The sequence below is a fragment of the Nocardia sp. CWNU-33 genome (assembly GCF_046764895.1).
Lineage (GTDB): Bacteria > Actinomycetota > Actinomycetes > Mycobacteriales > Mycobacteriaceae > Nocardia.
In genome coordinates this window covers 43,762-68,254 of the sequence record NZ_JBKOQN010000020.1, presented here as the reverse complement: position 1 = coordinate 68,254, position 24,493 = coordinate 43,762, and the positions used below count along the sequence as shown (strand labels likewise).

23 protein-coding genes are annotated in these 24,493 nt (G+C 65.7%); 17 read left to right on the top strand and 6 right to left on the bottom strand.

Annotated features, from left to right (window positions below; all coding sequences use genetic code 11):
* Positions 1–166 precede the first annotated feature (166 nt).
* The 7 genes from ACLMAL_RS25030 to ACLMAL_RS25000 all read left to right on the top strand — a co-directional run bounded on the left by ACLMAL_RS25030 (position 167) and on the right by ACLMAL_RS25000 (position 6,599).
* On the top strand, positions 167–1,825 hold the full coding sequence (locus ACLMAL_RS25030) for an acyl-CoA synthetase (protein ID WP_412001308.1): 1,659 nt from the start codon (positions 167–169) through the stop codon (positions 1,823–1,825).
* A 175-nt stretch (positions 1,826–2,000) separates the two neighbouring features.
* Positions 2,001–2,564 (top strand): hypothetical protein, encoded by a 564-nt coding sequence (locus ACLMAL_RS25025; protein WP_412001307.1) that lies wholly within the window; start codon positions 2,001–2,003, stop codon positions 2,562–2,564.
* A gap of 307 nt (positions 2,565–2,871) precedes the next feature.
* Complete coding sequence (locus tag ACLMAL_RS25020) at positions 2,872–4,353, top strand: PepSY-associated TM helix domain-containing protein (protein WP_412001306.1); 1,482 nt, start codon at positions 2,872–2,874, stop codon at positions 4,351–4,353.
* A gap of 140 nt (positions 4,354–4,493) precedes the next feature.
* The gene (locus ACLMAL_RS25015; protein WP_412001305.1) at positions 4,494–5,204 is read left to right on the top strand and encodes a hypothetical protein; all 711 of its coding nucleotides are present in this window, start codon (positions 4,494–4,496) and stop codon (positions 5,202–5,204) included.
* A gap of 199 nt (positions 5,205–5,403) precedes the next feature.
* On the top strand, positions 5,404–5,778 hold the full coding sequence (locus ACLMAL_RS25010) for a hypothetical protein (protein ID WP_412001304.1): 375 nt from the start codon (positions 5,404–5,406) through the stop codon (positions 5,776–5,778).
* Between the two features lie 251 nt (positions 5,779–6,029).
* On the top strand, positions 6,030–6,266 hold the full coding sequence (locus ACLMAL_RS25005) for a hypothetical protein (RefSeq protein ID WP_412001303.1): 237 nt from the start codon (positions 6,030–6,032) through the stop codon (positions 6,264–6,266).
* A gap of 84 nt (positions 6,267–6,350) precedes the next feature.
* Positions 6,351–6,599, top strand: coding sequence for a hypothetical protein (locus ACLMAL_RS25000; protein WP_412001302.1), 249 nt, complete (start codon positions 6,351–6,353; stop codon positions 6,597–6,599).
* Positions 6,600–6,743: 144 nt separating this feature from the next.
* Here ACLMAL_RS25000 and ACLMAL_RS24995 read toward each other — a convergent pair whose 3' ends face one another.
* The 3 genes from ACLMAL_RS24995 to galK form a co-directional block, all read right to left on the bottom strand.
* Positions 6,744–6,995 carry a hypothetical protein gene (locus ACLMAL_RS24995; protein WP_412001301.1) on the bottom strand — a complete coding sequence of 84 codons (252 nt, stop codon included), beginning with the start codon at positions 6,993–6,995 and terminating at the stop codon, positions 6,744–6,746.
* A gap of 12 nt (positions 6,996–7,007) precedes the next feature.
* The gene (locus tag ACLMAL_RS24990) at positions 7,008–8,822 is read right to left on the bottom strand and encodes a sodium:solute symporter family protein (RefSeq protein ID WP_412001300.1); all 1,815 of its coding nucleotides are present in this window, start codon (positions 8,820–8,822) and stop codon (positions 7,008–7,010) included.
* A gap of 114 nt (positions 8,823–8,936) precedes the next feature.
* Complete coding sequence (gene galK, locus ACLMAL_RS24985) at positions 8,937–10,055, bottom strand: galactokinase (RefSeq protein WP_412001299.1); 1,119 nt, start codon at positions 10,053–10,055, stop codon at positions 8,937–8,939.
* Between the two features lie 177 nt (positions 10,056–10,232).
* On the opposite strand from galK, the gene ACLMAL_RS24980 reads away from it, so the two are divergent.
* The 3 genes from ACLMAL_RS24980 to ACLMAL_RS24970 are packed head-to-tail and all read left to right on the top strand — an operon-like array spanning position 10,233 to position 12,924.
* Positions 10,233–10,823 carry a pyruvoyl-dependent arginine decarboxylase gene (locus ACLMAL_RS24980; protein ID WP_328405062.1) on the top strand — a complete coding sequence of 197 codons (591 nt, stop codon included), beginning with the start codon at positions 10,233–10,235 and terminating at the stop codon, positions 10,821–10,823.
* Positions 10,820–11,392 carry a hypothetical protein gene (locus ACLMAL_RS24975; protein WP_412001298.1) on the top strand — a complete coding sequence of 191 codons (573 nt, stop codon included), beginning with the start codon at positions 10,820–10,822 and terminating at the stop codon, positions 11,390–11,392. Before ACLMAL_RS24980 ends, ACLMAL_RS24975 begins: the two co-directional genes overlap by 4 nt.
* A complete protein-coding gene (locus ACLMAL_RS24970; RefSeq protein WP_412001297.1) occupies positions 11,392–12,924 on the top strand; it encodes a diguanylate cyclase domain-containing protein in 1,533 nt (510 codons plus the stop codon). The genes ACLMAL_RS24975 and ACLMAL_RS24970 overlap by 1 nt, the downstream gene beginning before the upstream one ends.
* Here ACLMAL_RS24970 and ACLMAL_RS24965 read toward each other — a convergent pair whose 3' ends face one another.
* Together ACLMAL_RS24965 and ACLMAL_RS24960 are read right to left on the bottom strand one after the other, a co-directional pair.
* Complete coding sequence (locus ACLMAL_RS24965; protein ID WP_412001296.1) at positions 12,925–13,725, bottom strand: DUF6319 family protein; 801 nt, start codon at positions 13,723–13,725, stop codon at positions 12,925–12,927.
* Between the two features lie 152 nt (positions 13,726–13,877).
* Complete coding sequence (locus ACLMAL_RS24960; protein WP_412001295.1) at positions 13,878–14,504, bottom strand: TetR/AcrR family transcriptional regulator; 627 nt, start codon at positions 14,502–14,504, stop codon at positions 13,878–13,880.
* 246 nt (positions 14,505–14,750) lie between these two features.
* Between ACLMAL_RS24960 and ACLMAL_RS24955 the strand changes: the two genes are divergently transcribed.
* The 7 genes from ACLMAL_RS24955 (at position 14,751) to ACLMAL_RS24925 (ending at position 23,984) form a co-directional block, all read left to right on the top strand.
* A complete protein-coding gene (locus tag ACLMAL_RS24955) occupies positions 14,751–16,118 on the top strand; it encodes a flavin-containing monooxygenase (RefSeq protein WP_412001294.1) in 1,368 nt (455 codons plus the stop codon).
* 7 nt (positions 16,119–16,125) lie between these two features.
* Positions 16,126–17,277: a serine hydrolase domain-containing protein gene (locus ACLMAL_RS24950; protein ID WP_412001293.1), complete on the top strand. Its 1,152-nt coding sequence runs from the start codon at positions 16,126–16,128 to the stop codon at positions 17,275–17,277.
* Entirely contained in the window at positions 17,277–18,317 is a 1,041-nt protein-coding gene (locus ACLMAL_RS24945; protein ID WP_412001385.1) for an NAD(P)-dependent alcohol dehydrogenase, read from the top strand. Before ACLMAL_RS24950 ends, ACLMAL_RS24945 begins: the two co-directional genes overlap by 1 nt.
* Before the next feature lie 34 nt (positions 18,318–18,351).
* Positions 18,352–20,007 (top strand): class I adenylate-forming enzyme family protein, encoded by a 1,656-nt coding sequence (locus ACLMAL_RS24940; protein WP_412001292.1) that lies wholly within the window; start codon positions 18,352–18,354, stop codon positions 20,005–20,007.
* Positions 20,008–20,013: 6 nt separating this feature from the next.
* On the top strand, positions 20,014–21,765 hold the full coding sequence (locus ACLMAL_RS24935) for an N-acyl-D-amino-acid deacylase family protein (protein WP_412001291.1): 1,752 nt from the start codon (positions 20,014–20,016) through the stop codon (positions 21,763–21,765).
* 230 nt (positions 21,766–21,995) lie between these two features.
* The gene (locus tag ACLMAL_RS24930; RefSeq protein ID WP_412001290.1) at positions 21,996–22,847 is read left to right on the top strand and encodes an alpha/beta fold hydrolase; all 852 of its coding nucleotides are present in this window, start codon (positions 21,996–21,998) and stop codon (positions 22,845–22,847) included.
* A gap of 138 nt (positions 22,848–22,985) precedes the next feature.
* The gene (locus tag ACLMAL_RS24925) at positions 22,986–23,984 is read left to right on the top strand and encodes a DoxX family protein (protein WP_412001289.1); all 999 of its coding nucleotides are present in this window, start codon (positions 22,986–22,988) and stop codon (positions 23,982–23,984) included.
* Here the strand turns inward: ACLMAL_RS24925 and ACLMAL_RS24920 are convergent.
* Positions 23,981–24,319 (bottom strand): STAS domain-containing protein, encoded by a 339-nt coding sequence (locus ACLMAL_RS24920; protein ID WP_412001288.1) that lies wholly within the window; start codon positions 24,317–24,319, stop codon positions 23,981–23,983. The genes ACLMAL_RS24925 and ACLMAL_RS24920 overlap by 4 nt on opposite strands.
* Positions 24,320–24,493: the final 174 nt, after the last annotated feature.

Sequence of the window (24,493 nt, the reverse complement as noted above, 5' to 3'; positions counted from 1 at the left end):
CAGCACTGCCCCGGAAGGCTGTGTGAGCTGGCCCAATCCTCGGATTGAGATACATGACACACCGAGTCACAGTCGCTTGCTATTGTTAGCGGCAGCACTGGATCTCGAAGTTGCGGTCCACACCACCCCCGGTCCCGGTGGGGCGGACCGCGGAAGGCGTTGTCGAATGTCTCTATCCCTGCCCGCGTTGAATGGCTCCGTCCGAAAGGCCGGCGATTTCGCCCAGGGCGTGAATGTCATGGTCAAGCGGCACCTGTTCAATCCGCTCCGGCCCGATCACGCAGCGCGATCAGCGTTCAACGTGCTCAAGTTCGGCCCGTTCGCCGGTGTCGTGATGCACGCGGCCCAGACCCGACCGAGCGCAGCCGCCATCGTCGACGAACGTGGCGAGATGACCTTCGGTCAGCTGAACGAGCAGTCGAGCGCACTGGCGCGCGGCCTGGAGTCGCAGGGTATCGAGCCCGGCGACGTGGTCGCATTGTTGGCACGCGACCATCGCGGCATGGTGCTGAGCCTGCTCGCCACGGGCAAGCTCGGTGTCCGCACGGTCCTGATGAACACCGGCTTCGCGAAACCGCAGTTCGCCGACGTCTCCAAGCGCGAGAACGTCAAAGCGGTACTGCACGACAGCGAATTCCTCGACCTGATGAGCGCCATCCCCGCCGAGATCCCCCGGGTGCTCACCTGGGTCGACGAGAAGGACAACGCCGATCCGTCGATCCCCACTATCGAAGCTCTGATCGCGGGTCGCTCCACCGAACCGCTGCCCGCCCCCGCCAAGCCGGGCGGCATGGTCATCCTGACCAGTGGCACCACCGGCACCCCGAAGGGCGCGCCACGCGACCGGGTGAGCCCGTTCGCCTCGGCTCAGTTCGTCGACCGGGTGCCGCTGCCCAACAACGGCACCATGATCATGGCGGCGCCGATCTTCCACGGCACCGGGCTCTCGCAGTTCACCATCGGTCTGGCCCTCGGCAATCGGGTGATCTTCCAGCAGCGCCGGTTCGACCCGGAGCAGACGCTCGCGAATATCACGCAGTACCGGGCGGATTCGCTGGTCGTGGTTCCGACCATGCTGCAGCGCATCCTCGATCTCGGCGACGACGTGCTGGCGAAGTACGACCCGAGCACCATCAAGGTGATCTTCGCGGCGGGCTCGGCGATCGCTCCGGATGTTGTCACTCGCACGCTCGACTACTTCGGCGACAGCCTCTACAACCTCTACGGCTCCACCGAATGCGCCGTCATGACGGTGGCGACCCCAGAAGATCTGCGCAAGGCCCCGACCACCGCGGGCAAGGCGCCGGTCGGCATCCGCATCGTGCTGCTCGACGAGAACCGCAAGCCGATCACCGAGCCGAACGTCACCGGCACCATCTTCGTGGACAACGGCTTCGCCTTCACCGGCTACACCGACGGCCGCACCAAAGAGATCGTGGACGGCATGATGTCCAGCGGCGATGTCGGGCACTTCGACGCCGAGGGCCTGCTCTACATCGATGGTCGTGACGACGACATGATCGTCTCCGGCGGCGAGAACGTCTTCCCGCTCGAGGTCGAGAACCTCATCGCGGGCCGCGAGGACATTTTCGAGGCCGCCGTGGTCGGTGTCGACGACCGAGAATTCGGAAAGCGGTTGCGCGCGTTCGTTGTTCCGGGTCCGGAATCGAAGCGCGACGCCCAGGAAATCAAGGACTTCGTCAAGGTGAACCTGGCCCGCTACAAGGTGCCGCGCGAGGTGATCTTCCTCGACGAGTTGCCCCGCAACGCGACCGGCAAGCTGCTGCGCAAGCCGCTCATCGAGATGGTGGTCGACGGCGGGTAGGTGACCATCGCCCATGGGCCTCGGCTGATTTCCTGCACCTGAACCGTTTGTGTTCGGTGTGCGGGAAATCCGGTGGGGGCACAATTATTTCCAGATGGAAGCTGCAGATTCCGTGAGATTTCGGGTGTCGACTATCTCGAGATCCGGCACGTTACCTGTCAGTTATCATCAGCGGGTGAGTATCGAGTCCGGCCGCGCCGTTGCGGGGAAACGCAGTGCTGTCGCGCGGTTGCGCGGCGCTGCGGCCGGATCGATCTCGGGGGCCGTTTCGGTTGCGGCACACGGGTGGGCATCCGGCGGAATGACGCCGGATGGCACCACGTTGGCGCTGCTGGCCGCCGCCGCTGCGGTGATCGGCGCGCTGGTGGCCGGCCTCCCGCTGCTGCGTGACACCTCGACCGGTCTTGTCGCGGCACTCGTCGCAGGTCAGCTGCTCGGCCATCTCTCCATGGGCTGGAGTTCGGGGCATATGCATCACGGCGATGCGCAGCTCACCCCCGCCATGTTCACCGCGCATGCCATCGCCGCTGCGCTGGCCGCCATCGTGATCCGCGGCGCCGAGGCCGCCTATCTGATCGGCTGCGCCGTGCTGGCCCGCGTGCTGCCGATGCGCCACCACCCACCTGCGATCACCGGTCCCGCGCAGCTGCGCGACACCCATCGCGACCGTGTCATTCTGCGGGTCTTCGCCGCCGAATCGCTACGGACCCGCGGTCCCCCACTCGCGGTTCGTCGCTGACCAATTCCTTCACCCGGTGCACGAGCCGCGTTGCTCGTGCGTTGCCGCTGCCGCCTCGGCAAACTTCCAGCTGCAGGCCGATGTCCTCCCGTCGTGGCTTCGCATAGTCATCGCGCACGCCGAAAACATCGGCCTTGGACGGTCATTCGCCGCAGGTGCACACCCGCCGCCGGTGCGAAGCCATCGACCATCGCCGTCGGCAGCCGACTTCTGACGAGCCGCAACCGTGCGGCCGACATGCTGTCGGGCTCCTCGACGGTGCGGCGACAGGCATCCGGGTTCCCTGAACTCCAGAATCGAATCGAAAATGAGCATCATCGACGCCAGTCCTCCCGATACCGAATCGGGGGCGCCACCACCGGAATCCAGCACACCGGAAAAATCCACCCGCCGTCGCAACGGTCTCTACCCGCTTGCCATGCGGCTGCATTTCTATGCGGGCGTCTTCATCGCCCCCTTCATCCTGATCGCCGCGATCACCGGGGCGCTCTACGCGATATCACCGACGCTCGAATCGATCGTTTCGCGCGATCTGCTCCAGGTCGACCCGGGTGGCACCCCGAAGCCCCTGTCGGAACAGATCAATGCGGCCGTCGCGACCCAGCCGAATCTGGGGCTGGTCGCAGTCGCCCCCGCACCGAGTTCGCACGACACCACCCGGGTGATCTTCAGCGACCCGTCGCTCGGTGAGTCCGAGCGCCGCGCGGTGTTCGTCAATCCCTACACCGCACAGCCCGTCGGCGACTCGGTCGTCTACGGCAGCTCGGGCGCACTGCCGCTGCGCAGCTGGATCGACCAGCTGCACCGGGATCTTCACCTCGGCGAGCCGGGCCGCATCTACAGCGAGCTCGCGGCGTCCTGGCTGTGGATCATCGCGCTCGGTGGGCTGGTGCTGTGGTTCCGTCGGGTCCGCAGTCGCCGTAACCGCAATTCGGCGAGCTGGCTGCTGGTTCCCGACCGTTCACAGGGCGGCCGCGGCAGGCGACTGAACTGGCATGGCGCCGTGGGTGTCTGGATTCTGCCGGTAGTGCTGCTGTTGTCGGCGACCGGTATGACCTGGTCCACCTATGCCGGTGAGAACATCACCGAATTGCGCCAGCAGCTCAGCTGGACCACCCCTGCTGTAAGCACCGCGCTGCCGGGCGCGGACACCCGGTCGCCCGCTCCCGCTGCGGGCGGCGATCACCACCACGGCGGCGGTCACGAGATGCCCGCGCCTGTCGATCCGAGCAATCGAATCGCTCAGGTCGATCGGGTCTACGACGTGGCCCGTGCCAATGGTGTGACCGAAGCGGCCGAGATCAGTATCCCGGCCGAGCCAGGTAAGGCGTTTGCGGTGAAGGAACGACGAATGCCCGGCGTGTATACCGTCGACGCAGTCGCCGTTGAAGGCGCCACTGGCACGGTCACCGACAAGCTGGCCTACGCCGACTGGCCGCTGATGGCCAAGCTCACCAACTGGGGCATCCAGTTCCATATGGGTCTGATGTTCGGTCTGCTCAACCAGTTGCTGCTGCTCGTGGTGATGATCGGCCTGATCACCGTCATCGTGCGCGGCTATCTGATGTGGTGGAACCGCAGGCCGACCCGCGATGGATCGCGGATCGTGCTCGGCCGCGCTCCACGCCGCGGCGTGCTGCGCAAAACCTCGCCGTGGCTGGCGGTCCCGCTGGTCGCCGCCGCGCTGGTGGTCGGCTGGTTCGTCCCGCTGGTCGGGCTGAGCCTGCTCGCCTTCCTCGCGATCGATCTGGTGATCGGTCTCGTCGGACGCGTTCGCGCCACTTCATAACCCAGTTCTGATCCGCCGGAGCCTCGGCCGCTAGCGGCCGGGCAACGACTCCGGGTGTTACCGAAACGACCTACCGAACGTCACAGGTATGGCCGTTGTTTCGCCATGCCTCGAATTCCCTCATCAAGGACTCCCACACCATGAAGATCACCAAGTTCGCCCTGGCCGCCGCATTCATGACGACCGCGGTGGGCATCGCCGCCGGCGCGAGCCACGCAGGCTCGCTTGCCCCCGAGGCCGACGCGATCGGATTCACCGCTCGAGCCGCCGACACGTCATCGATCATCGAAACCGATGCTGGTTCGCTGAGCGTCGAAGATGGCGTTTTCAAGATCAAGGCCGCCGACGGCACCGTCGTCGCGGGCACCCCGCTGACGTTCCGCGTCGACGAGTTCGAGTTCCCGATCGCCGCCGAAATCTCCGGCCGCACCGCGACTCTCACGCCCCGGATGGACCTGGCACGCGCCGCCTACAAGCCGGTCGCCCTCCCCTTCGAGGACAAGGCGCCGTGGAAGACCGAATACGACCGTGAGCAGTCAGCCTGGAGCCGCATGACCAGCACCATCGGCATGGGCGCCTCGATCGGCACCCTGGTCGGCGGCCTCGGCGGCGCGGCGGTCGGCTGCGGCCTCGGCGGCATCCTCGGCGGCGCCGCCGTCGGCGGCACCATCATCGGCTTGTTCGGCCCGTTCCTACCCGCGGCCGCCGTGGGTTGCATCGCGGGCGTCGCCCTGGTCGGCGCCATCGGCACCGTCGCGGGTCAGATCCTCATTACGGCTCCGGTCGCGATCGGCGCGGCAATCCAGTACTTCACCACCATCAACCAGCCGTTCGTGCCGCCCGCCAAGTAGTCCGAACAAGCCACCGCACAACAGAATTCAGCACCAGGAGCCCCGTCCGGTCACAACCGGACGGGTTTCTCATACGTCCGCCCAACTTGCTGGCGAGTTGCGCGACACCCAACCCGCGTGTCGGCAAACTCGCCGCTTCGCACCAATCTACCTGATTCGATCGAACATACTTGCGATAAAGCTCGCTAACCTGGCCGCCATGGTCCGCTCCCCGCACGAGGCGATGCACCGGCTCTTCCAACACGATCCAGGAGTCTTCACACGCGCATTCCATGAGCTGGCCCTCCCCTTCGACGACCCGCTGGAGGTCGCGCTGTTATCGACCGATCTCACCGAATCCAGGCCGATCGAACGGCGGGTCGACACCGTCATGCGAATCGTCACCGCCAGCGGGTCCTTCCTGCTGCTGGTGGAAGCCCAGGGCGACAAAGATCCCGACAAACCAGCATCCTGGGCGTACTACCTGTCGCACCTACTCGCCAAGTTCGGGCTGCCACCAGTGCTGCTGGTCGTGTGTCAGGACCAGACAACCGCAACCTGGGCAGCTGGGACCACCACAAATGGTCGAGCCTGATTGTGCGGCCACTGGTCCTCGGCCCGCACAACGTGCCGGAGGTCACCGATGTCGAAACCGCAGCCGCAGACATCCCCTGGCCGCCCTGTCGGCGATCACGCACGCGAAAGCTCCCGGCATCGGTGCGATACTGAAGGCCCTGGTCACCGCATTAAAGGACATCGGCAAACACCGACGAGGCCCAACTCTTCGCCGAACTCACCGAACTCGGCCTTGGCAGCAGCCCGGCCATCAATACTTGGAGGAAACTGATGTCTGTGGATCTGTCCTTCTTCCGCTCGGAAACGTCCCAACGCATGCGCGCACAAGCCCGCGCCGAAGCCCGCGCCGAAGATGTTCTGCGCATCCTGGATCGACGCGGTATCGCGGTGCCCGACGACATACGGGTCCGCATCACCACATGTCTCGACCCCAACGAACTCGACCAATGGTTCGACCGTTCTCTTTTCGCCACCACAATCGCTGACCTCTTTGCGGACGAGACCTGATATCGAAATCGGGGGCAGATGAGCACTGCACCGCAACAGAATTTCAGCCAAACCCGACCGGTGTGCCGAACCTGGAGGGAATTGATGTCTATGGATCTGTCGTTCTTCCGCTCGGAAACGTCCCAACGTCTGCGCGCGGAGGGTGTAGAGAAAGGCCACGCGGAAGGCCACGCGGAAGGCTTGCTGCGGGTGTTGGATCGCCGCGGCATCGTCACCGACGACAACGCACGCGCCCGGATCAAGGCTTGCACGGACCAAGACCGGCTCAACACCTGGCTCGACCGATCCCTCACCGCGACCACAATCGCTGATCTCTTCGCCGACGAGATCTGACATTAGAGTTCAGGGCCGATAAGAACTGCAGCACAATGCATTCAGCCCAACCTGCCTCGATCACGACCAGGTCGATCGATGGTTCGACCGTGCATATCCGCCATCACGATCACCGACCTCTTCAGCGAAGAGACCTGATGAACCTCACACCTCGGCTGACGAATCCTCCTCCGTGATCGGAGGTTCGCGGTTCGGCGGGACGACCGGCCGCAGTAGCACCCAGACCAGGAAGGCGAGGGCTACTGCGGCCATTCCTATGCCGGACCAGATGTTGATATTGATGCCGCCGGTTTTGGCTTCCTCGGCGGCGGTGTCGTGGACGAGGCCGGTGATGATGAGGATGACGCCGTAGCTGCCGAGCAGGGCGCCGACGATGGTGCGGATATCGAAAAGCATCGGCTGGCCTCCTTATCCGACGATGATATTGAGGGCGATGACCAGGGCGAAGGCGATGCCGGCGAGCAGGACCGGGCGCTGGTACCAGGGCAGGAAATCGGACTCGGGATCGGTGCGCATTTCCTTCGGGGTTTCCGAGTAGACCAAACCGACGAGTTCGGCAGCAGGCTTCGGCTGGGTCACCATGGTGACCGCGACACTGACGGCGATGTCGACGAAGAAGGCGACACCGGCGGCGACGAAACTCGATCCCTGGCCGGACAATTCGAAGACGTCCGTCTTGTGCAGCACGTAAACCACAATGGCCGAACCGGTTCCGCAGACCAGGCCCATCCAGCCCGCGGTCGGTGTCATCCGTTTCCAGAACATGCCGAGGATGAACGTCGCGAACAACGGCGCGTTGAAGAAGCTGAACAACGTTTGCAGGTAGTCCATCATGTTGCTGAAATTTCCCGCGATGAACGCGGTGAAGATCGCGGCGACGGTGGCTCCGACGGTGGCCAGGCGGCCGACGTCGAGGTAGTAGTGGTCGGGCCGATCACGGCGGACATATTGCTGCCAGAGGTCGTAGCTGAATACCGTGTTGAAGGCGGAGATATTGGCGGCCATGCCCGCCATGAACGCCGCGAGCAGGCCGGCGAGCCCGACGCCGAGCAATCCGTTCGGCAATACGTCTTTCATTAGATACAGCAGCGCCTGGTTGTAGGTGACATCCCCGGTGTAGTCCGGATTCGCGGTGACCTGATTTTTGTACTCGGCCATCTGCGGCACTAGAACGGCGCTGATCATGCCGGGGATCACCACGATCAGCGGGATGAACATCTTCGGGTAAGCACCGATGATCGGAGTGCGCCGCGCCGCCGAGATGGAGTGCGTCGCCAGCGCCCGCTGCACCTCGACGAAGTTGGTAGTCCAGTATCCGAACGAGAGCACGAACCCGAGCCCGAACACGATGCCGACCACGGAGAGGAAATTGTTGGAGAAGCCGCTGAGCGCATTGCCCGGCCACGACTCCAGCTGTGCCGCACCGCCCGACGACGCGGTCACCTTGTCGCGCAACCCCTCCCAGCCGCCGACCTTGTGCAGACCGACCAACGTGAGCGGCAGCAACGCGGCAACGATGACGAAGAACTGCAGCACCTCGTTGTAGATCGCCGCGGACAACCCGCCGAGGGTGATGTAGGACAACACGATCACCGCCGCAACGATCACCGAAACCCACAGCGGCCAACCCAGCAGCACATTCACGATGGTGCCGAGCAGATACAGGTTCACCCCGGCGATGAGCACCTGCGCGATCGCGAAGCTCAATGCGTTCACCAGGTGTGCACCGGTGCCGAACCGCCTGCGCATGAACTCGGGCACACTGCGCACCTTGGAGCCGTAGTAGAACGGCATCATCACCACGCCGAGGAACAGCATGGCCGGCACCGCGCCGATCCAGAAGTAGTGGAAGGTCGGGAAGCCGTACTCCGCGCCATTGGCCGACATGCCCATGATCTCGACGGCGCCGAGGTTGGCGGAGATGAAGGCGAGGCCGGTCACCCAGGCGGGCAGCGAACGACCCGACAGGAAGAAGTCGATGCTGGAGGAGACGCGCCGCCTGGCCAGCAGCCCGATGCCGATCACAAAGACGAAATACAACGCGACCAGGGCGTAGTCGACGGGATTCGCATCCAGTTGCAGGCTCGATGCTGCGTCGAGATGCACAGTCGATGCGGTCGGCCGCAGAGTCGCGACCTCCAGCGCGGAGTGGAGCACGGGTGAATCGGCAAGCGGCACAGCGTCGTCCCTCCAGGCGATGAAACCGAGCGTCGAGCGAGTCATGCGTGTGGCGGTGCGATCTGTCCTGTCGCCCGCCGTTGGTGTCGGCTACTACCTACTGTCGGTGATTGTGCCGCATCACCGCAGCACAATCACGTACAAAACCTGGACGGTCGCTCAATCGACGCGGTGTGCGCCAGGGCCCGGCACCACGACGAAGGTCCGCGGATCGGCGAAACCCGCACGTACGAATCTATTTCGCACCGCATCTGCGACGGCCGCCGTGCGCTCACGATCCACGAGCGCAATAACGCTGCCGCCGAACCCGCCGCCGACCATGCGCGCGCCGTGTGCTCCCGCATCGACCGCCGCGGCGGCAGCCGCGTCCAGAGCAGGCGTGGAGACTTCGAAATCGTCACGCAACGAGGCGTGCCCGGCGCTGAGGATCGGGCCTATCGAGCGCGGATCGGCACCATCGCGCAAATTCTCGGCAACCGTCAACACGCGCGCGTTCTCGGTGACCACATGCCGGGCCCGGCGTCGCAGTATCGGGTCGACGATGCGCTCGAGCGCGTCGATGGTGTCGATATCGCGGAGCGCGGGCACGCCGAGTTCCGCGGCCGCCGCATCGCATTGCGCGCGCCGGGCGGCGTAGCCTCCGTCGACCAACTCGTGTGCCTGCCCGGTATCGATCACGAGCAATTCCAACCCGAAACGGTCCAGATCGAAAGGGATCTGTTCGTGCGTGGCGCCACCGGCCATGTGCGTGAAGCGGCGTACGTCCAGAAACAGTGCGTGACCTGCCGTGCACAGGATCGATGCCGACTGATCGAGCAGTCCGGTCGGCACACCGGCGTAGTCGTTCTCGGCGGCACGGGCGATATCGATCAGCTCCCGATCAGTGACCGTGGGCGCGAACAGATCTCGCAGCGCAACTGCCACCGCACACGACAGCGCCGCCGACGAGGACAGCCCGGCACCGATCGGCACCGCACCGTCGAGCTCGATGTCCACTCCGGCGATCCGATGCCCGCGTCGCACGAATTCGGACACAACGCCCAGCGGATACCGCGACCAGGCAGGCACTCGATCCCGTTCGGCGGCAAGCGCGCCCACCCCGGCGAGCACCCGATCCCCTGGCCGCTGACGCGAGACCACCCGCACATCCCCAGTGTCGAGCACTGCAGCGAAACACTCGACAACCAGCGGTAATGCGATGGGCAACACAAAGCCTTGGTTGTAGTCGGTGTGCTCACCGATGATGTTGACCCGCCCCGGCGCCACCCAGTTCTGCACTGATCCTCGCTTCGTCGATTCGGAGTGTGTCTGACGGCTCGCCGGCACACGTTACGAGACACGCCGCAGGAGCACTGCTTTCGGGCGGTGCGCGTGCGCGATCGACATTCGTGACGCAGAGTCGATTTTGACGCAATATCGGCCTGCAAAATCGGCAGGGAGTTTCGGGAGGGCATTATGATTCCTACGACCCCACGCAGCGGCCTACTCGGGCTGCAGTGGATCGATCGACTGCTCCCGCCCCTCGGCAGGCCGGATCGCGACGACCGGCAATTGCCAGAGGCACCACTGACGATCGAGATCGGCGCCGCGACCGGGGTGGGCCCGACAACCATGTCGGCCTTCGATGCGGCACTGCGCGATCTGGGAGTGGGTGATGCCAACTTGATTCGCCTGTCATCGGTGATTCCACCGCACGCCACCCTGGAGCGCACCGCCCGCGTCCGTAAGCCGATACCCTGGGGTGATCGGCTCTACTGCGTCTACGCGGCACAGCACGCGATCGGCAACGGCAGACGGGCCGCGGCGGGCATCGGCTGGGTGCTGCGCGACGATCATTCCGGTGCGGGACTTTTCGTCGAGCACGAGGCGGAGACCGCCGAGGAGGTCGAGCTGCTGATCCGGTCCAGCCTCGCCGATATGACCGCCAACCGGCCCGAACGCTTCGGACCGATCCAGCTGTGCACCAGCGAGACCCGCTGCGAGGGCGACCCGGCCTGCGCCATTGTGCTCGCCGCCTACCACACCACGCCGTGGACCAGACGATGAACGAACTGCACGTCACTGTCGAAACCACGATCCCCGACGACCGGATCGATATGTTCCACCTGCTCTACGAGGAGGCCTTCGGCCCGCTGCGCACCAAGGCCATCGCCCGGCAGGTGCTGCACCATGCCGAGTTCCGCGCGGAGATGGTCGACCCCCGCGTACTCAAGCACGTCGCGCGCACCACCGCAGGAGAGCCCATCGGAGTGACAACGCTGACCAGGCATCTGGAGACAGTGCCGTGGATCAGCCCCGATTATTTCACCGCACGCTATCCGGAGCATGCCGCACGCAATGCGATCTACTACGCCGGTTTCACCCTTGTTGCATCAAGTGCCCGACAAGGGGCCGCGTTCCATGCCATGATCAAATCAGTTGTCCAGGTGCTTGTGGCCGAGCGCGCGGCGGTGGGCTGGGACATCTGCTCGTACAACAACACTCGGTTCTCCTTCGCCGACAGCATCCGAGCAGTGCTCGATGAGCAAGAGGCGAACGTCGAAGTCGCGGTGGAAGATTCGCAGACCTACTATGCGGCTCGATTCACAGGGGATGGAGCGACAAAGGGGGGCTGATGACACTGACCGAAGAGCAGTCGACGAGCCGACGCCATAATGTCGGATTACGGTGGTACACAGTACTTTTCGGTGTCGGCTCGGCCGCGATCGGGCTGAACATCGCCGTCGATTCGCAGTTGCTCTCGCTGGTGACGATGCTGGCTGTGGTGGTAGGAGCCCTTGCCATGATCGGCCTCGGCCTGCGGCGTCATCGCCCGCCGCAGCCGCTGCCCTGGTATCTGATCGCGGCGTCGGCGCTGTTGTTCGCCACCGGCACCGTATTGCGCGGCATCGACGAGCATTCGATGCACCCCATCGACGATTTGTTCACGCTGGCCGGTTATTTCGCCGTCGGCGTCGCGGCCACCCTGTGGCTGCGGCCGCGCCAGGTCCAGCACAACTACGACCTGCTGCTGGACTCCGGGCTCATCGGACTCGGCGCACTGCTGGCCTCCTGGACCTTTCTCATCTCGCCGATTCTGCAGTCACATGCCACCACCATGAACACCGTTGTGGCGGCGATCTATCCGATACTCGACGCACTACTGCTGACCATGGTCGCGCATTCGGTGGCGACGGCAACCCGCTCGGAGACCTCGCTGCGGCTCCTGCACGTCGGCCTGATTGCGGTACTGCTCGGCGATCTCGGCTACAGCCTGGAGACCGTCGGCACCGCGACGATCGGGCGGGAAGTGTTGCTCACGCCGCTGCTGGCCGCCTACATCACCGTCGGGGTCGCGGCGCTGCATCCGACCATGGCCTGCCTCGGCGCACCGCGCCGCATCCATCCCCATCATTCGCGTCAGCGCGCCAGCGTCATCGCGGTCGCACTGATCATGGCGTCGCTGGTTCCGGTAGTGGGGTCCAGCCTCGACACCCTCGACCGCGCGGTCGTCTCTTCGCTGTTCGCGCTCTTGCTGATCGGCGTCCTGGCACGCAGCGAACGTGCCATCGTGCGCAGCGCGCGCAGCGAACGCCGCGCGCAGTATCAGGCCGACCACGACATGCTGACCGGGCTGCTGAATCGGTCCGCCCTGCTGCGCGCGCTCAATCGCAATCACGAGCACTGGCTCGAACAACCGCTGAGCCTGTTGTTCATCGACCTGGACGGCTTCAAGATGGTCAACGACAGCTATGGCCATGCCGTCGGCGACGAGCTGATCGCGAACGCGGCCTCGCGCATTCGGCGGGTGATCCGCCGCGAGGACGTAGTGGCGCGCTACGGCGGCGACGAATTCGTGGTGCTCGCGCCGCTGGGCAGACAAGAGGCAGCCATGCTCGCCGAACGACTATTGGGGGCGTTCGTGCGCCCATTCGAATTGAGCGCGGGCGAGATCCCGATCACCGCGAGTGTCGGGATCGCCTGCGGCAGCCCGCGCAGTTACGACGCCAGCATCTACGACCTCATCCGAGACGCGGACTCGGCGATGTACCACGCGAAGGAGTACTCGCTCGGCTACGCGTTCCACGACGAAGTGCGGCATGGGGCCCCCGATGCGGGGCGCCGGACTTGGCGCCCCGCCAATCGGTCGACGAGCACCGCCGTCTGATCAGTCGGTCAGTTCCTCGAGCAGGCGCTTGGCCTCCTCCAGCTCGGCCGCCAGTTGTGCGACCTTGACCTGCTGTACCTCGCGCGCCGCGTCGAGAATTCCGGCGACCACCTCGGCCACCTCCGGATGCAGCACCTTGGCGGCCTGCGCCACCGCGGAGCTTGCCACCGGCAGACCGCGCACGGCCCGCTTCTTGCCGCTGATCACATCGACCGACCACTCGCCGTCGGCAGTCCCGGTCAGCGTCACGGTGACCTCCGGCGCCTTCGCCTTGCGCGCGGCAGCGGGCGCCTTTGTGGCGGGCTTCGCGCCGGGCGCGCCCGGGGCGGACTGCTTGGCCGTGGCGGACTTGGTGGCGTTGTCGGCTTCGCTCGTTCCCGAGGCGAGCGGGCCCGGCTTGGGCACCGACGGTGTCACCGCGTTGGTTCCGAGCGAGCCGGGACTCGGGGTGGACGGTGTCGCAACGCTCGTCAAGGTCGACGGCTGGGTCACGGGGGATTCCTTCCTGGTTGTCGACTTCGGCTGGGCTGTGGAAGCGGTCGCCGCGCGGGGCGGCTTGGTCAACGTCACTTCGGTCGGAGAAAAGGACAGTACATCCTTCGATCCGGTCGGACGGACCCGCAGGAAGTCTCCTACGGATGGATCATCGAGTTCGACCACCTTCCCCGACCGACCTTCCGGCACGCCCACCGCGGCAGCGGTGAACCACACCATCGGCGGTCGGCCGCCGGCAATGTCCGTGGCGATCTGCTGAATCTCAGTGTCCGACAAGGGCTGTGGTTTGGTTCTGGACGAGGGCATGGTGACTCCGAGCGAATTCGTGGATGGCTGCGTGCACAGATGATGCCGCACGCTACCGACAGATTCGCAAGCTGCCACCAATTCGCCTCCGGGAAACACCAGGGCCGCAACCCCAGCGAACCCTGAGCTACATTCGAGATCCCGCGCCGAGGCTACCTTTCCCGCGGCGCTTGCAGGGCCGGAAACCAGATGTCGGCGAGGACGTCCGCGGCCTGGTCGGCCGTGACATCGATGGTGCCCTGCATGGCCCAGCGGGTGAAGAAGCGTTCGAGTTGGGCGACAAGCAGTTCCACTCGCAGGCGGGCCTCTTCCTGACGGTCGGCAGGCCAGCGCGCCAGGTAGGACGTCATCGCGTTGGGTAGGGCCGCGATGCCCTGGCGGGCGATGTCACGGAATTCCGGTTCGAGCGCGGTAGCCTCGTCCCACGCGGGCAGCAGGTCCTTGTATTCCTGGAACCAGCCGATGGCGCGGGTCATCCAGCCGACGAACTCGGCGCGCGAACCGGTGTCCAGGACTCGGTCCAGATCCTCATAGAAGTACAGCGCACTCGGTGCGGTGCTCTGCTCGGCGACCGCGCGCAGCACCTCGAGCTTGCTGGCGAAATGCAGGTAGAACGTAGCCCGGCTACAGCCCACGGCGGCGGCGATGTCGTCGACCCGGACGGCCGCGTAGCCCTGGGTGCTGAACAGGTTCTTCGCACCCTCCAGCAGCTTGGCCCTGGTCTGCAGTTTCTGTTCGTCGCGCAGGCTGGTGCCGGCCTGTTTCGACTTCGTTGGCATGGTGAGCGGCTACCTCGCGTAGGTCGGGAAACTATTGCTGACGTGCGACTTCCGGTGAGCAAGTGTACGTCCGACCCGGGTGGGCCGCGGTCTTCACTAGACATTCTGTCATTCACTAGACACAGAGTCCAGCCAATGTTACGTTGTTGCCTACGTCACTCCGGAGCGCCACGGCTCCGGACACTCGCCCGCCGTGTCCGGCGCCACTGCGAGCCGTGACGTCAGCTTCGAATGAGGACTACTGAATTGACTCCACGCACACTTCCCAAGGTCTGCGTCATCGGCGCAGGCCCCTCGGGTATCACCACCGCCAAACGCCTGCAGGACTTCGACATCCCGTTCGACGTCTTCGAGGCGTCCGACGAGGTGGGCGGCAACTGGTACTTCAAGAACCCCAACGGCATGTCGGCCTGCTACCAGAGCCTGCACATCGATACGTCCAAGTGGCGCTTGGCCTTCGAGGACTATCCGGTGCCCGAGGACTGGCCGGACTTTCCGCACCACTCGCAGTTGTTCCAATACTTCAAGGACTATGTCGACCATTTCGGTTTCCGCGACAAGATCCTGTTCGACACCCTGGTGACCGCCGCCGAACGGCAGCCCGACGGCCGGTGGCTGGTGACCTCCAGCGACGGTCGCACCCGCGACTACGACGCCCTGATCGTGTGCAACGGCCACCACTGGGATCCCAATATCCCGGACTATCCCGGCGAATTCGACGGCGTGCTCATCCACAGCCACGCCTACAACGATCCGTTCGACCCGGTCGACATGCGCGGCAAGAAGGTCGTGGTCGTCGGGATGGGCAACTCCGGGCTCGACATCGCCTCCGAACTGTCCCAGCGCTTCATCGCCGAGCGGCTGACCGTGTCGGCGCGGCGCGGCGTGTGGGTGCTGCCGAAATACGTCCACGGCAAGGTCGGCGACAAACAATCGGTGCCACCGTGGATTCCGCGCAAGGTGAGCATGAAGCTCAAGCAGCGGTTCGTCCGAAAGTTCCGCGGCGACATGGAGTTCTACGGCCTGCCCAAACCCGATCACCAACCGTTCGAGGCACACCCTTCGGCCAGTGAGGAGTTCCTGCACCGGGCGGGCTGCGGTGACATCGCCTTCAAGCCCGCCATCACCGGATTGGCGGGCAAGCGGGTGCGGTTCGCCGATGGCAGCACCGAAGAGGTGGACGTCATCGTCTGTGCGACCGGCTACCACATCAGCTTCCCGTTCTTCTCGGATCCGGAACTGGTGCCCGACAGCAGCAATCGCATCCCGCTGTTCAAGCAAATGATGAAGCCGGGTGTCGACAATTTGTTCTATATGGGCCTCGCGCAGCCGCTGCCTACCCTGGTGAACTTCGCCGAACAGCAGAGCAAGCTCGTCGCCGCTTACCTGACCGGCGCCTACCTACCGCCATCGGAGCCGGAGATGCACGAGGTGATCCGTGCCGCCGAGCAGCGCCGCAGCGGCCGCTACTACGACTCACCGCGCCACACCATCCAAATCGAATTCGAGGCCTATGTGCGCGATATGAAGCGCGAAATGGCCAGTGGCTCAAAACGTGCCGCGGCAACCGGCAACGCGTTGCCGGTGCCTGCCCGAGTACTCGAGCACGTGTGAGGCGGCGATGACAACGACGACGGGATTCTGCGCCGACCGTTTCGCGGGCGTGCGAGAGGAACTGGAGAATCGGATCGCTGCGGACGAGGAGCTCGGCGCGTCGATCTGTGTGACCGTCGACGGCGAAACGGTCGTCGATATCTGGGGCGGACACCGCGATATCGAGCGCACCACGCCATGGACCGAGGACACCCTGGTCAACGTCTTCTCCATCAGCAAGACCATGACGGCACTGTCCGCGCTGCTGCTGGTGGATCGCGGCGAGCTGGATGTGCGGCAAAAAGTCGCGCACTACTGGCCGGAGTTCGCCGCAAACGGCAAGGGCGACATCGAGATTCGTCAGCTGCTCGGACACACCTCTGGTGTCTCCGGTTGGCAGCGGCCGATCGAGCTGGCCGATATCTACGACACCGAAGCGGCCAGCGCCCGCCTCGCGGCCCAACCGCCATGGTGGGAGCCGGGCACCGCGTCGGGCTACCACGCCCTGAACTACGGACATCTGATCGGCGCGGTTATTCGCCGCATTACCGGCCGTAGCCTCGGGCAGTTCTTCGCCGAGGAGCTCGCCGGACCGTTAGCGGCCGACTTCCACATCGGCACCGGTCCGGAGCACCACCACCGCATCGCACCGTTGGTGCCACCGCCACTACTGGAATTCGATATGGCCTCGCTCGATCAGGAGAGCATCCTGGTCAAGACGCTCACCAGCCCGCTGCTGGACATTCCGGAGGCCAATAGCGCCGCATGGCGGCAGGCGGAGATCGGCGCGGTGAACGGCCACGGCAACGCGCATTCGGTGGCGAAGGTGCAGTCGCTCGTATCCTGCGGCGGCGAGCTGAATGGCCGAAGGCTGTTGTCCGAGAAGACGATCGACCTGATCTTCGAACAGCAGTCCGACGGTGCGGATCTGGCGCTGCTGCTTCCGCTGCGCTTCGGCATCGGCTACGGCCTGCCTCAGGCGCAGACCGCTCCGGAGGTCCCGGACGGGCGCGTCTGCTGGTGGGCCGGGTTTGGTGGGGCCATCGTCGTCAACGACCTGGAGCACCGAGTCACCTTCGCCTACACCATGAACAAGATGGCGCCGGGGCTGATCGGCTCCGACCGCGCCGATGCCTACCTGCGCTCGGTGTTTTCGGTAGTGCGAGGAGATCGCTCATGATGCGGGCGCTGCAACTCACTGATCCCGGTGTGCTGGAACTGCGTAAAATTCCGGTCCCCGAGATCAGCCCCACCGATCTGTTGCTGCGTGTCGGTGCGGCGGGCATCTGCCACTCCGATCTGCATGTGCTGCATATCCCCTTCAAGATGCGCGACGAGCCGCTGACCCTCGGACACGAGGTCGCGGGCACCATCGAAGCCGTCGGCAGCGCTGTCGAGGGCCGGTCGACCGGTGAGCGCGGAATCGTCTACCTGTGCTGGTCGTGCGGGGTGTGCCGGGAATGTGTGAGCGGCAACGAGAATGTGTGCCGCGCCGCAGGGCGCACTGCGATGCCGCCGTGCCCAGGTCTGGGGCCGGACGGTGGGATGGCCGAGTACATCAGGATTCCGGCCGCCTCCTTCGTGCCGATCGGTGACTTGGATTTCCTCCAGGCCGCGCCGCTGGCCGACGCCGCGCTGTCGAGCTATCACGCGATCAACGGTGCGCGTGCGCAACTGCAGCCGGGTTCGGTCGCGGTGGTCATCGGCATCGGCGGGCTCGGCCACGTTGCGGTGCAGATCCTCGCCGCGACCAGTGCAGCGCACGTGATCGCGGTCGACGTGAGCGCGGACAAACTCGACCTCGCCGCCCGCTGCGGCGCCGCCGAAGGACTCATCGGTGGACCCGACACCGCCCGCGAGATCCTCGACCGCACCGGAGGGCGCGGTGCCGACGCGGTGTTCGACTTCGTCGGCACCGACCACACCGCGACCCTGGCCGTGGAATCGGTGGCGCCCAACGGCGCCTATCGCATGATCGGGCTCGGGGGCGGCGCACCGGAAATCACCGCGGGCCCGGCCGGCGGACCCGGCTGGCCGTGGGGCGCATCGATCCGAAAGTCCTACGGCGGCACCAAATCCGATCTGATCAGCTCCGTCGCGCTCGCGCAGGCGGGCAAGCTCAGAGTCGAAGTCGAACGCTATGACCTTGCCGAGGGCCGCGAGGCGCTCGACCGACTGGAACGCGGGCTGGTCACCGGCCGTGCGGTCCTGGTGCCGTAGGCAGGTCCGATCAAATGTTGAGGAAGGTCATGTCATGACACAGCCTTTGGACCCGCAGGCCATGGCGGCCGCGGCAATCGGTCGGCTGACCGGGCCCGGCGGACAGTTCGAAATGGTGGTCGAGGAGGTGCTCGGCGCACCGATGCCGGTGATGCGGCATCGCGGCCGCTCGCTCGGCGAAGTGCTCGCGGCATCCATCGCGTTGGCCGACCGCGACTACCTGGTCACCGAGGACCGCAGGATGTCCTACACCGAGCACGCGCACGCAGTCGGCGCGCTGGCCCGCGCACTGCGCGACCGGTACGGCGTCGGAAAGGGCGACCGGATCGGCATCCTGGCGGCGAACACGCCGGAATGGGTCGTCGCGTTCTGGGCGGCACAAACCCTCGGCGCCATCGCCGTCGGGTACAACGCCTGGTGGGCGCCCCGCGAAATCGCGTACGGCATCGACCACACCCGGCCCGCGGTGTTGATCGTCGACGTGAAGCGGGCCGCACAGCTGACGGACCTGGACATCCAGGTCCCGGTGCTGACCATGGAGCAGGACCTCCCCGCCCTGATCGCCGCATTCGACAACGGCGAGCTGCCGCGCACGCCGGTGGCCGAGGACGATCCTGCGGTCATCCTCTACACCAGCGGCACGAGCGGACGCCCGAAAGGCGCGGTGCACACCCAGCGAAACCTGTTGGCGGTCATCGACTATCACCGTTTCAACGACGCACTGGCCGCCGCCTTCCAAGGCCGCGCCGACGACGCCAGCCCGAAAGGCAGACGGTTCCTGCTCACCTCGCCGCTGTTCCACATCGCCAGCCTGCACAACCTGGTGATACCGCGGATGGCGACCGGCGATACCACCGTCATATACCAGGGTTCGTTCGACGCCGATCGCGTACTGCACTTGGTCGAACGCGAACACATCACCAACTGGGGCGCGATGCCGACGATGGCAAGCCGCATGCTCGAAACCGATCTGTCCCGCTACGACCTGTCCTCGCTGACGTCGTTCTCGCTCAACTCGGCGCCGTCCTCGGCCGCACTGCAACACCGGCTACGCGAACAACTTCCGGTGGCGAAGACCGCACTCGTGACCAGCTACGGCCTCACCGAATGCAGTACCGCCGCCACCCTGGCGGCCCCCGCCGAGCTGGCCGCGTTCCCGGATACCGTCGGCCGCCCCGTCGTCGGTGTCACCGTCGAAATCCGGGACGCCGCGGGCAATACCGTCCCCGAAGGCACCGAGGGTGAGATCTGCGTGCGCAGCCCCTACGTAATGCTCGGCTACTGGGAGGACGAGGCCGCGACAGCCGCCGCCATCACTCCCGACCGCTGGCTGCGCACCGGCGATATCGGCGTGCAGGAGCAGGGCCGGCTTCGCCTGTCCGGCAGGCGTTCCGATCTCATCTTGCGCGGTGGCGAGAACGTCTATCCCACCGAGATCGAGCAGTGTCTCGAGGAACACCCCGCGGTGCGTGAGTGCGCCGTCGTCGGCGTGCCCGATGCCGATCTCGGCCAGCAGGTCGCCGCGGTGGTCGTCGTCGACAACGACACGGCGACAACCGAACACGAGCTGCTCGAGTTCGCCAAGGAGCGACTCGCCTATTTCAAGGTGCCCGCACGTTGGCGGATCACCACCACAGCACTGCCGCGCAATGCGACCGGCAAGGTTGTGCGCACCGGTATCGAGGTATGAGAAGACATGTACGACACCATCATCAAGGGCGGCCGCTGGTTCGACGGCGCCGCTTCGCCCTCCGCGGTCCGCCATCTCGGCATCCGTGACGGTCGAATCGCCGTGGTCTCGATCGAACCGCTCGACGAGACCGGCTGCCGGCACATCATCGACGCCGCCGGGAAGTGGGTGCTTCCCGGAATGATCGACATCCATACGCATTACGACGTCGAGGTGCTGCAAACTCCCTCGCTGGCCGAGTCGGTCCGCCACGGCGTCACCACCGTGCTGCTCGGCTCGTGCTCACTGTCGACGGTGCATGTCGAGGCTTCTGATGCCGGCGACCTGTTCGGCCGGGTCGAGGCCATCCCGCGCCGACATGTGATCGAGGCTGTCGCCGAAACCAAGACCTGGACTACGGCGCACGAGTTCGTCGACGCGCTGGAAGCGCTGCCGCTCGGTCCGAACCTGGCCGCGTTCATCGGGCATTCGGATATCCGTGCCGCGCAGATGGGCCTGGAACGATCCACCAGCAAGGACATTCGGCCCACCGCTGCCGAACTCGACGCCATGGTGGCGAAACTCGATGAGGCGCTGGACGCGGGCTTCATCGGCATGTCCTCACAGCAGCTGCTGTTCGACAAGCTCGACGGCGAAGTCTGTCGATCGCGCACCCTGCCCTCGACCTATGCGACCACTCGAGAACGCCGCAGGCTCAACGCGATACTGCGGCGTCGTGGCCGCGCATTGCAGGGCGGTCCGGATGTCGCGCGGCCGCAAAGCCTGGTCGCGATGGCGGCCAGCAGTGTCGGGATCTTCCGCAAGCCACTGAAGGTCAGCCTGCTGTCCGCGGCCGACATCAAGGCCATTCCCGCAGTGGCGCATATCTTTCCGTGGATCGCCAGGGTGCTCAACGCGTTGGGCGGCGACTTCCGGTGGCAGCATCTGCCGGTGCCGTTCGAGGTGTACTCCGACGGCATCGATCTGCCGGTCTTCGAGGAGTTCGGTTCGGGCGCGGCCGCACTGCACCTGGCCGACCAGCTCGAGGCGCGCAGGGAACTGCTGCGCGACGAAGGCTACCGCCGTCGCTTCCGAAAGGACTACGACAAGAAGTTCGGCCCGCGGGTCTGGCATCGCGACTTCTTCGATGCCGAGATCGTCGAATGTCCGGATCAGACCGTGCTCGGCAAAACCTTCGGCGAGGTCGGGGTCGATCGGGGCGGGCTGCACCCGGTGGACGCCTTCCTCGACCTCGTCGTCGAGCACGGCAACAAGGTTCGGTGGCGGACAACCATTTCCAACCACCGGCCGGAGGTTCTGGACCGGTTTGCCGCCGATCCCGGTGTGCAACTGGGCTTCTCGGATGCCGGGGCGCACCTGCGCAATATGGCGTTCTACAACTTCGGGCTGCGGTTCCTCCGTCGAGTACACGATGCCGAGCGCGCGGGCCGTCCGATCCTGTCGCTGGAACGCGCCGTGCACCGCATCACCGGCGAACTCGCCGACTGGTACGGCATCGACGCGGGCCACCTGCGCACCGGCGACCGGGCCGACCTGGTCGTGATAGATCCCGAACGCCTCGACGAGACCACCGACGCGTACGCCGAGGCTCCGATCGCCCAGTTCGACAATCTCTCACGCATGGTCAATCGGAACGATGCCACCGTCACCGCGGTGCTGATCGGTGGCGAATACGTCTTCGGCAACGGCGAATCCGCACCGGTCCTCGGCACCCGGAGGACCGGCCGATTCCTGCGAGCAGGCGTGACGGGCAGCTGAGGGGTACCCGCCGAGTGCTTCGTACCAACGCCACCTCGGCCCGGTGGCTGGGCCGCTGCGAAGCCCGGCGGCTGAGCGAGTACGAGGCACTCGGCGGGTGCACGCTGCCGATAGTTTTCCGATTCGTGCAGCGTAGGGCCCAATTCGCACGCACGAGAGTCGAACTCGAGCTACCTTAGCTATAACCGGCGTTCACACTATGATCGCCCGGCCACTCGCAAGGAGGCGACGTGGAGACATTCGTGAATCGGGGCCGGGCTGTGGTCTTCGACCGGGTGGGTAGCGGTCCGCCGATCGTCCTGCTCCACAACGCGGGCACCCAACGCCACATCTGGGACGATCAGGTCACGACACTGAGCGACGACCACGAAGTCTTCGCGCTCGACCTGCCCGGCTACGGCGAATCCGAACAACCCGCCGACGGCTACCGCCTCGACGATTATGTCGCCATGCTCGGCACGTTCCTCGATGCTCACCACCTCACGGACGTCGTTCTCATCGGCAATTGCCTCGGCGCGGCCACCTCACTGCGCTACACGATCGCGCACCCCGCCGTCGTCCGCGCGCTGGTCTTGATCAACCCGCTGACCTGGAACACCGTCCGCGCCGGACGCCAAGCCGCAATGGCATGGGCCGATGCCCGACTCCCGCTCGGCCCGGTAGCCCGCAGGGTGGCGCTGCCCGAAATGATCGTCTCCCGGATCGTCACCGAGCAACTCGGCGCCCGTGGCCGACGCCAGAAATTGCACCACTCGCCCCGACTGCGCGCGCACTGGTCCGACCGCGGTCGCCTGCAAGCCCTGCACGGCCTGGTCCAGGACTTCCCCGCCTTCGCCGACCTCGATGCCTTCAGCCCACCCACAGGCTTCCCCCCGATCTGCACCATCTGGGGCAGGCAGAACCGCATCCTGTCGGCCCGCGCGGGCGCCCGCCTCAACCACACCCTGCACCCGCACACCGAAATAGCGCTTCCCGACTGCGGCCATCTGCCCATGGTCGAAGACCCCGCCGCGGTGACGACCGCCATCACGACGTTCCTCGCGGCCCAACTGCGTAACTCCACAAGTACGCCCGACAGCTGACCTACACTCGAAACGCCGGCCGGCCCGCGCGGCACCCAATGGGTGCGCCGAATGCGCGAAGAGGCAGGTCAGCTGGTGTTGTTTGACGACATATGTTGCGGGAACCCGTCGATAGTCATCGAGAAAGGGTTTGATGCCATGTTGCTACGCCGACTCGCCCGACCGCTGCTGGCGGCCTCCTTCGTCGCCGACGGAGTCGACACCCTGATGCATCCGGAACCACGCGCCAAGGCCGCTACCGCGCTCAGGCAGCGCGGCGAGGAGCGGCTGCCGGACAATCTGGCCGCGAAGCTCCCGTCGGACACCGCGACGGTGGTGCGGGTCAACGCGATCGCTCAGGTGTCCGGCGGTGTGCTGTTGGCGCTGGGCAAGATGCCGAGGCTCGCCTCGCTGGTGCTTGCCGCGACAGTGATCCCCGCGACGGTCACCGAACAGGACTTCTGGGCCGAACAGGATCCGGACCGGAAGGCCGCGAAACGCAACGCGTTCCTGAAGGATATGGGCCTGCTCGGTGGCCTGATGATCGCCGCCGCCGATACGGCGGGCAAGCCGTCACTGGGATGGCGCGGCAAGCGAGCGGCGCACAATGCTGCCGCCGCGGTATCCGCGGCGCTGCCCTTCGGCGCGTCCGAGGGTGCAAATGGCGAGGCGCTACGCCAGCACGCGCACGAGGCCGCCGAGCGCGCACGCACACGCGCACTGAGCGGAATCGCCGCGGTGAAGGGGTCCGAGGTCGCGGGCGTCGCGCAGCAGCACGGCTCCGAGTGGGCCGATGCGGCGAAAGAGCGTGGCGCCGAACTGGCCGAGATCGCCAAGGAACACGGCGTGGAGTGGGCCGAGATTGCCAAGGAGTACGGCGCGGAGTGGGCCGAGATCGCCAAACACCGGGCCGCGATCCTGGCCGACATCGCCAAGCACCGTGGCGCCGATTGGGCCGAAGTCGCCAAAGAGCGTGCGCCCGAGATCGCCGAGACCGCTCGGCGGCACGGTTCGGATTGGGCCGAGATCGCGAAGGAACGTGGACCCGAACTCGCGGCGACCGCCCGTGAGCGCGGGGCGCACCTCGCCGATGCGGCCGTGATCGTGTCGAGGCAAGGCGCGGCTGATCTCCGCCGCAGCCGTCGCCGTCGGCGCTAGGCCGTCGCCTCGTATCCTTCGGCGAGTGCGGCGTCCAGGGAGCCGACACAATGCAGGCTTGCGGAGAGGCCGGTGATCTCGATGACGCGTCCGACGCTGCGCCCCGCCGTGATCAAAAATACTCGGCGAGCGGACTTTTCGGCCTCCGCCAGTACCTCGATCAGCGCGGTGACCCCGGCCGCGGCGAAGAAGGTCACCGGTGACAGGTCGACCACCATGGTGTTCGCTTGAAAACCGAAGGCACGCACCAGGTTCTCCCGCAACGTCGGCGCGGTGCACAGGTCGATCTCACCGGTGACTTCGACCAGTGTCACGTCACCACGCGGACGGCTCACACAGAACTGGATCGCATCTGCTCCGCCGGACGCACAAACAGTGGTGCACTCAACAACATTCACAGAACGGCTGGACATGGGCTGACTCCTGGAGGCCCGTCACTGGCGCACAGGGACAGACCTGTCTCTCTAGTGAAGCAGGGTCGCACAGCTCTGTACAGAGTTAGAGTATGG

Excerpts from the sequence above, each read along its gene's own strand:
- ACLMAL_RS25030 (WP_412001308.1), top strand. The coding sequence starts at position 167 with ATGTCTCTATCCCTGCCCGCGTTGAATGGCTCCGTCCGAAAGGCCGGC.
- ACLMAL_RS25020 (WP_412001306.1), top strand. The coding sequence starts at position 2,872 with ATGAGCATCATCGACGCCAGTCCTCCCGATACCGAATCGGGGGCGCCA.
- ACLMAL_RS25015 (WP_412001305.1), top strand. The coding sequence starts at position 4,494 with ATGAAGATCACCAAGTTCGCCCTGGCCGCCGCATTCATGACGACCGCG.
- ACLMAL_RS25010 (WP_412001304.1), top strand. The coding sequence starts at position 5,404 with ATGGTCCGCTCCCCGCACGAGGCGATGCACCGGCTCTTCCAACACGAT.
- ACLMAL_RS25005 (WP_412001303.1), top strand. The coding sequence starts at position 6,030 with ATGTCTGTGGATCTGTCCTTCTTCCGCTCGGAAACGTCCCAACGCATG.
- ACLMAL_RS25000 (WP_412001302.1), top strand. The coding sequence starts at position 6,351 with ATGTCTATGGATCTGTCGTTCTTCCGCTCGGAAACGTCCCAACGTCTG.
- ACLMAL_RS24995 (WP_412001301.1), bottom strand. The coding sequence starts at position 6,995 with ATGCTTTTCGATATCCGCACCATCGTCGGCGCCCTGCTCGGCAGCTAC.
- ACLMAL_RS24990 (WP_412001300.1), bottom strand. The coding sequence starts at position 8,822 with ATGACTCGCTCGACGCTCGGTTTCATCGCCTGGAGGGACGACGCTGTG.
- ACLMAL_RS24980 (WP_328405062.1), top strand. The coding sequence starts at position 10,233 with ATGATTCCTACGACCCCACGCAGCGGCCTACTCGGGCTGCAGTGGATC.
- ACLMAL_RS24975 (WP_412001298.1), top strand. The coding sequence starts at position 10,820 with ATGAACGAACTGCACGTCACTGTCGAAACCACGATCCCCGACGACCGG.
- ACLMAL_RS24970 (WP_412001297.1), top strand. The coding sequence starts at position 11,392 with ATGACACTGACCGAAGAGCAGTCGACGAGCCGACGCCATAATGTCGGA.
- ACLMAL_RS24965 (WP_412001296.1), bottom strand. The coding sequence starts at position 13,725 with ATGCCCTCGTCCAGAACCAAACCACAGCCCTTGTCGGACACTGAGATT.
- ACLMAL_RS24960 (WP_412001295.1), bottom strand. The coding sequence starts at position 14,504 with ATGCCAACGAAGTCGAAACAGGCCGGCACCAGCCTGCGCGACGAACAG.
- ACLMAL_RS24950 (WP_412001293.1), top strand. The coding sequence starts at position 16,126 with ATGACAACGACGACGGGATTCTGCGCCGACCGTTTCGCGGGCGTGCGA.
- ACLMAL_RS24945 (WP_412001385.1), top strand. The coding sequence starts at position 17,277 with ATGCGGGCGCTGCAACTCACTGATCCCGGTGTGCTGGAACTGCGTAAA.
- ACLMAL_RS24940 (WP_412001292.1), top strand. The coding sequence starts at position 18,352 with ATGACACAGCCTTTGGACCCGCAGGCCATGGCGGCCGCGGCAATCGGT.
- ACLMAL_RS24935 (WP_412001291.1), top strand. The coding sequence starts at position 20,014 with ATGTACGACACCATCATCAAGGGCGGCCGCTGGTTCGACGGCGCCGCT.
- ACLMAL_RS24925 (WP_412001289.1), top strand. The coding sequence starts at position 22,986 with ATGTTGCTACGCCGACTCGCCCGACCGCTGCTGGCGGCCTCCTTCGTC.